The 6,524-nt window shown below is 72.6% G+C and carries 4 protein-coding genes and 1 pseudogene; 1 reads left to right on the plus strand and 4 read right to left on the minus strand.

The window, feature by feature from the left end; all coding sequences use genetic code 11:
• Positions 1–94 precede the first annotated feature (94 nt).
• The 4 genes from AC068B_RS09735 to AC068B_RS09750 form a co-directional block, all read right to left on the minus strand.
• Positions 95–694 carry an imidazolonepropionase-like domain-containing protein gene (locus AC068B_RS09735; protein ID WP_478670224.1) on the minus strand — a complete coding sequence of 200 codons (600 nt, stop codon included), beginning with the start codon at positions 692–694 and terminating at the stop codon, positions 95–97.
• A 17-nt stretch (positions 695–711) separates the two neighbouring features.
• Positions 712–1,911, minus strand: coding sequence for a cyclic dehypoxanthinyl futalosine synthase (gene mqnC / locus AC068B_RS09740; RefSeq protein ID WP_356251909.1), 1,200 nt, complete (start codon positions 1,909–1,911; stop codon positions 712–714).
• 71 nt (positions 1,912–1,982) lie between these two features.
• Positions 1,983–2,729 (minus strand): prepilin peptidase, encoded by a 747-nt coding sequence (locus tag AC068B_RS09745; RefSeq protein WP_478670227.1) that lies wholly within the window; start codon positions 2,727–2,729, stop codon positions 1,983–1,985.
• Positions 2,730–2,812: 83 nt separating this feature from the next.
• Entirely contained in the window at positions 2,813–5,890 is a 3,078-nt protein-coding gene (locus AC068B_RS09750; RefSeq protein WP_478670229.1) for a BTAD domain-containing putative transcriptional regulator, read from the minus strand.
• Positions 5,891–6,315: 425 nt separating this feature from the next.
• Between AC068B_RS09750 and AC068B_RS09755 the strand changes: the two are divergent.
• Positions 6,316–6,524: pseudogene (locus AC068B_RS09755) on the plus strand (putative T7SS-secreted protein); the annotation flags it as partial.

The following is a 6,524-nucleotide window of genomic DNA, read 5'->3' on the forward strand; positions in this document are numbered from 1 at the left end:
GGTTTGTGGTTGCTCGCGCAGTTCCCCGCGCCCCTTAAGACACAAGACCCCCGTCAGACGCAGAAGGCCACGCCTCCGGGGGGAGCGGTCACGCTCAGCGGGACCTGTACACCAACCTGCCGCCCACCACCGTTGCCACGCACGTCGACGCGCCACGGCGTACCAGGTCCTGGCGGGTGGGGACGTCGAAGATGGCGAAGCGGGCCGGGGTGGACTTGGTGAGGGGTGGGAGGAGGGTCAGGGGGGTTGGGGAGAGGGATGGGGGGCCGGGGAGGCGTGGGGGGCGTTGGCCTACTGCCAGGCCTGCTCTGCGGACCGCGTCCACCACGGGGCGGGCCCGGAGTTCGCCCGCCACGGCCACCGTGCCGTGTGCCAGGAGGCGCTGGACGCCGCGGCGGGCGCTCGCGCCGAGGCGGGAGGGGTCGGTGCCGAAGATCGCGCGGGCGCGCTCACCGCCGATGGGCTCCGTGCCGAGGCTGTCGGCCTCGCGCGGGTCGGGGTGGTACGTCGCCTCAAGGAGTTCGGGGCCGTACGGGTTGAGGAGGCCCGGCGTGAGGATGCCGGGCCACCGGCGGACGCGGACGCCGGGATGCGCCGCGGCCAGGTCGTCGAAAGGACCGACCGCCGCGACGCTCGCGCCGTCCACCAGAACCGCCGCCTCCGGAGAGCTCTCCGCGACGTGAAGTGTCAGCAAGGCAGGCTCGGCCGCGCTCAGTTGGAGGCGAGGAGCTTGAGCTCAGGGTGAGCCGTGCCGCCCTCGATCGCCGTGGAGGAGATGTGCGAGGCGACGCGGTCGTCGACCGGGTCGTTCGCCGGGTCGTCGTGCACGACGAGGTGCTCGTACGTCGTGGCGCGCTGCGCCGGGACGCGGTCCGCCGTGCGGATCATCTCGATCATCTCGCGGAGGTTGTTGCGGTGCTTGGCGCCGGCCGAGGAGACGACGTTCTCCTCCAGCATCACCGAGCCCAGGTCGTCCGCCCCGTAGTGGAGCGTCAGCTGGCCCGCCTCCTTGCCCGTCGTCAGCCAGGAGCCCTGGATGTGCGCGATGTTGTCGAGGAAGATCCGGGAGATCGCGATCATGCGGATGTACTCGAAGATCGTCGCCTGCGTACGGCCCTTGAGGTGGTTGTTCTCGGGCTGGTACGTGTACGGGATGAACGCGCGGAAGCCGCCCGTGCGGTCCTGCACGTCGCGGATCATCCGGAGGTGCTCGATGCGCTCGGCGTTCGTCTCGCCCGTGCCCATGAGCATCGTGGACGTGGACTCCACGCCCAGGTTGTGGGAGATCTCCATGATCTCCAGCCAGCGCTCGCCGGACTCCTTGAGGGGGGCGATGGCCTTGCGGGGGCGGGCGGGGAGCAGCTCGGCGCCCGCGCCCGCGAAGGAGTCGAGACCCGCAGCGTTGATGCGCTGGATCGCCTCCTCGACGGAGACCTTCGAGATGCGGGCCATGTGCTCGACCTCGGACGCGCCGAGGGAGTGGATGACCAGCTGCGGGAAGTCCTTCTTGATCGCCGCGAAGTGCTTCTCGTAGTACTCGACGCCGTAGTCCGGGTGGTGTCCGCCCTGGAACATGATCTGGGTGCCGCCCAGCTCGACGGTCTCCGCGCAGCGGCGCAGGATGTCGTCGAGGTCGCGGCTCCAGCCCTTCTTCGTGTCCTTCGGAGCGGCGTAGAAGGCGCAGAACTTGCAGGCCGTGACGCAGACGTTCGTGTAGTTGATGTTGCGCTCGATGATGTACGTCGCGATGTGCTCCGTACCGGCGTAGCGACGGCGGCGCACGGCGTCGGCGGCGGCACCGAGGGCGTGCAGCGGGGCGTCGCGGTAGAGGACCAGCGCTTCCTCGGGAGTGATCCGCCCACCTGCGGCGGCACGGTCGAGGACGGACTGGAGGTCGGCCTTCTCGGTCACCGGGGCGTCCCTTTCGTAAGGGTTGTGGACGGACCAAGCCAGCGTACGCCAGCGCTACGGAACGCCCGACGTCAGGCGGTGTAGCCCCCGAGCAGCAGGCCCACAAAGGCGCCGCCGATCAGGAACGGGCCGAACGGGATCGCCGTCTTGCGCCCGGCGCGGCGGGCGACGACGAGCGCCGCCCCGTACAACGAAGCCAGCAGGAAGCCCGCGAACGTGCCCGTCAGGAGCACGCCCCAGCCGTACCAGCCGAGCACGGCCCCCAGGCACAGCGCCAGCTTCACGTCGCCGAACCCCATGCCGTTGGGGTTGATGAGGAAGAGCACGAAGTACGCACCGGCGAGCGCGAGTGCGCCGTAGAGCGCCGCGGTCCAGGAGCCGCCCTGCTCGGGCAGGAGCGTCGCCGCCCCGAGCAGCGCGAGCGAGACGCCCGCGAGCGGCAGTGTGAGCACGTCCGGCAGGCGGTGCACGGTGAAGTCGACGAGGGCGAGCAGTACGCCGAGGGGCGCGAGCAGAAGCCAGACGCCGAGCTCGGGGCGTGCGCCGGTGGTCGCGGCGAGCGCGGCACAGACGAGGGCGGTGGTGGTGAGGGTGGCGGAGGTACGGGGGCCGTATCCCCCGTGGGCCTGCTTTCCTTCACCTCCCCCGCCCTGGCCGCACCGGGCCGGGCCGAGCCATGACCTGAGCGGGTGCCCCTCAGGGCATTCGGCGCGCCACGGCTCGCCGGGCGGCACGGAAAGACGGTAGGCGGCCCGCGGCACGAAGAGCCCGGCGAGGGCGCCCCAGAGGGCGCCGACGAGGACGAGTATCAGCAACAAGAGCGATGACTTCCGTTGTGGCTAAGGCTTCGGCTTCCGCTTTAGCTTCGGCTTCCGCTTTAGCTTCAGCCTCGGCTTCGGCCTCAGCCGACCGCCGTGACTCCGCTGCGCCACGCGGGAAGCAGCTCGTCAAGCAGCGCCTCCGTGCGCGGCGGCAGTCCGCGTGCCCCGCTGCGGGCCATGAGGTCCGCGGCGACCTGCTGCAGGCGGGCCGGGTCGTCCGTCGCGTGCGTGGCGCGGAGCAGCTCGTTCCAGAGCCGCTCGTCGCCGGGCGCCGAGCCGAGCGCCGCGTTGAGCGCCTCGATCGCCTTCTCCGCGCGGCCCTTCTCCAGGTGGAACTCGGAGAGGGCGAGCCCGATGTCGGCGACGAGCAGCGGCAGCTGGGCGTCGATGATCTCGTGCGTGAGCCAGCCGTACCGGCCCTGCGGCCGGTCGGCGAGCAGCGGACCGCGGACGAGCACCAGCGCGTCGGTGAGCATCCGTCCGCGCACGGCACGGTTGCCCGCGCCGCGGCCCTGCGTGGCCTCGTGGTAGAGCGACCGCAGCACGTCCAGGTCGGAGACGACGGACTTGGCGAGCGTGAGCCTGCCGGTCCGGTCGGCGCGCAGCCGGGGCGAGCCGTCGGGCTCGGTGCCGAGCCACTCGCGCAGCCGGTCGACGAGCGCGTCCCGCACGTCGTCGGTGACGCCGCGCGGCCACAGTGCGGAGGCGAGCACCCGGGGGTGCACTCCCTCGCGGTGCAGGAGCAGCAGGGCCAGCGCCTCGTGCATCAGCGGGCTGCGCTCGCCGTCGGGCGTTTCGAGGCCGATGATCTCGTACGTACCGACGAGGCGGGCGTAGACCGCGGGCCGCCCCTGCTCGGTGACGTCGACGAGGAACGGCGGGGCGGCGGCCATCGATCCTTCGCCGGTGCCCGAGGGGCTGCCGGAGCCCTCCGGGTCGGCCTCGGTGAACAGCTGCACGACGGCCCGCTGCTGGTCCTCGGGGAGCACCTGCGCGGCCAGCTCGAGCCCGAGCAGCGGCGCGAGCAGCCTGCCGTCCCGGGTGATCTCCATCTCCCAGGCGGCGCCGGGCAGGTCACCGGACTCGGCGCCGACGAGGTAGCCGATGCCCAGTCGGCTCGCGTCCGCGGCGAGTTCGGCGAGCTTGACGGCGTCCTCGGCGCTCGGCTCCGCGGCGAGCAGCACCAGGTGCGGGGCCCAGCGGGTGTGCTGGGCGGGGCCGGTGCGGCCGGTGAGCACGGAGTCGTGTCCGGCGGCGCCGAGCGCGCCGCGCCGCTGCCGGGTCTCCGCCTCCATCGTCTCGATGAGGGCCTCGACGTCCTCCAGGTGGCGGAGGCGGTTGGGCGCGAGCGGGGTGAGGTCCTGGCCGAAGCCGACGACGGTGATGGTCATGCGGTCCGACCAGCCGTTGGTGGCCAGTTCGGCGGCGACCGAGGCGAAGACGGCGGCGCGGTCGGCCGCGCTGCCGCTCAGCGACACGATGCCGGGCACGGCCTCCAGGTTGAGGAGCAGCCGCGAGTCGTCCAGGGTGCCCAGGCAGACGAGGCCGGGGTAGGGCGCGGCCGTGTCGACGTCCTCGTACCGCTCGGCGTCGGCGCGCGACAGCATCCAGAACGTCTGGTCCTGTCCCAGCTGCCAGGGGGCGGGCGGGCGGCCCGCGGGCTGGGCGAGCTGCAGGTGCAGGTCGCCGTTGCTCAGCCAGGCCGCGTACACGGTCGGCAGGGCGCGGTTCTCCTCGGCGAGCGAGGCGGCGAGGCCGCGCAGCGACAGATCGAGGAGGCGTACGCCCTCGGGGTCGGCGCCCACGAGCAGCGCGTCCTGCGCGGCGGCCGCGGCACCGGACGGCGTCGGCGGCTGCATCCCGCCGCGCCCGCCGACCGCGCCCATGGCCGACTGCCACAGGGCGTGCCGACGGCGGCGGCCGAGCGCGCCGAGCAGACCGGCGGCGAGGAGGGGCGCGCCGAGGAGTGCCTCGGGCAGCCCGAAGTCGAAGCCGTCGGACTCGCTGCCCGCGGTGGCCGCGGGGGCGTCCGGGGTGGCCGGGGCCTCGGGGGACTGGGGGGTTCCGGCGTCGGGCGTGGCCGGGGCCTGCGGCATGGCCGGGGTCTCGGGGGCGCCGGGGCGCTGTTCCGGGAGGACGATGTGCGCGGTGTCGTGGTCGACGGAGCTGCCGCCGCCCTGCTGACCGCCCTGCTGGCCGCCTTGTTCGCCGCCGCCCTGCTGCTGGTCGCCGGTCTTGGAGTAGTCGGAGATCTGCTCCTTGACGTCCTGGGAGACCTTGGGCGCCTCGTCGGGCATTTCGACGAGTTCGCCGCCGTGCGCGTCCGCGGGCATCTCCATGATCCAGCCGGGCCGGATGAGGCTGGCCTCGGAGAGCCGCGAGCCGTCGGGCTGCTCGCGGTCCTTGTTGAGCTGGTAGATCTCCTTGTACCGGCGGCCGTCGCCCAGGTGCCGCTCCGCGACCTCCCAGAGGGAGTCGTGGTGGCGGCCCTCGGGGGGCTGGATGCGGTAGTACTTCGTGTCGCCGTCCTTGGCGGTGCTGCCACCGCCGTCGGCGTGCGCGGCTGCCTGGTCGGCCTGCGCGGCGAGCGCGTCGGCGGCCGCGGCGGCCTGCTGTTGCTGCTCCTGCCCGAAGAGACCGGGGGTCTGCTGGGCGCTGGCGGCCGACGCGGGCTTCTGGTTGCCCTCCAGCGACTGCCCGAACTGCGAGAGCCCCGGCGCGAAGCTGGCGGCCGTGGCGCCCACGAGCAGGATGGTGGCGATCAGCTGCCGCGCGAGCATCTGGCTGCCGCCCGCACCCGGCACCCGGCCCGGAATGCCGACCCCGGAGAGCGCGGCCTTTATCTCGACGAGGACGCAGGCCGTGAACTGCGCCCAGGCGAACCAGACGACGACGGTCAGTACGTTGATGAACGTACTGACGGTGATCTCCTGCTGCAGCCAGTCCAGCGAGGGCGCGCCGCCCGGCAGCGGCCACCCGACGAAGACCGCGAGGGCTCCGGGCACGCCGACGAGGAGCACGGCCAGCGCGACGAACGCGAAGAAGGCCTTGACGAAGTCCCCGAAACTGCGCCGACGCCGCGGCAACGGCTGCGGCGTCCGGTTCCGCGGGGGCTGCGGGTTCGGCGGGCTCGTCGAGCGTGAGGTGGTGCGCGCCATGGCGGGTGTCCTGGTGTCCTGTGGGGAGGAGTGGATGGTCAGGGGGGTCGGGTGAGCCTACCGAGGTGATGTTACGGAAGGGGCCGGAGGTCAGACAGGCCCGGACGGCCCCGGGTACCGGACCGCCGGACCGCTTCCTCCCGCCACACCCGAAAGGCCCGTTTCGCGCGCGAGGCGGTCCTGCCCCCGTCGACCGCGTTGAGCTTGCCGTTGCCCGGATCGGGGGCTCCCGTCACAGTTCCGGAACGGATCGTCCTGTCACAGTCGCGGCACGGGTCCGTCGCACCCGCGTAGCACCCCTGCACCATTCACTTCCGTCTCCCCGCGCCACCCTGGATCCTTCAAATCAGGAGCCGATACTGAGCAACAGCTCCTGCCGACCTTCGGCGGTACGGCTGAAGTCGAGGTGCGACGGGGGATGAACGATGGCGGCTTTCCGGGCCACGGACTGGCATGTGCTGGATCTGGAGAAGGATCCGACGCCGGGTGATCCGCACCGGGTGCGGTCGCTGGCGAAGAACCTCCACGACTTCGCCGACGACGTCGGCAGGGTGTTGCGGGACATCAAGGGGATGGCGGGCGACGAGGCCATCCTGAAGTGGGTGGGCAAGACCGCGGACGCGTTCACGGAGAA

Source organism: Streptomyces sp. NPDC042371, assembly GCF_056437465.1.

Coding starts and splice junctions, on each gene's coding strand:
- AC068B_RS09750 (WP_478670229.1), bottom strand. CDS start 5,890: ATGGCGCGCACCACCTCACGCTCGACGAGCCCGCCGAACCCGCAGCCC.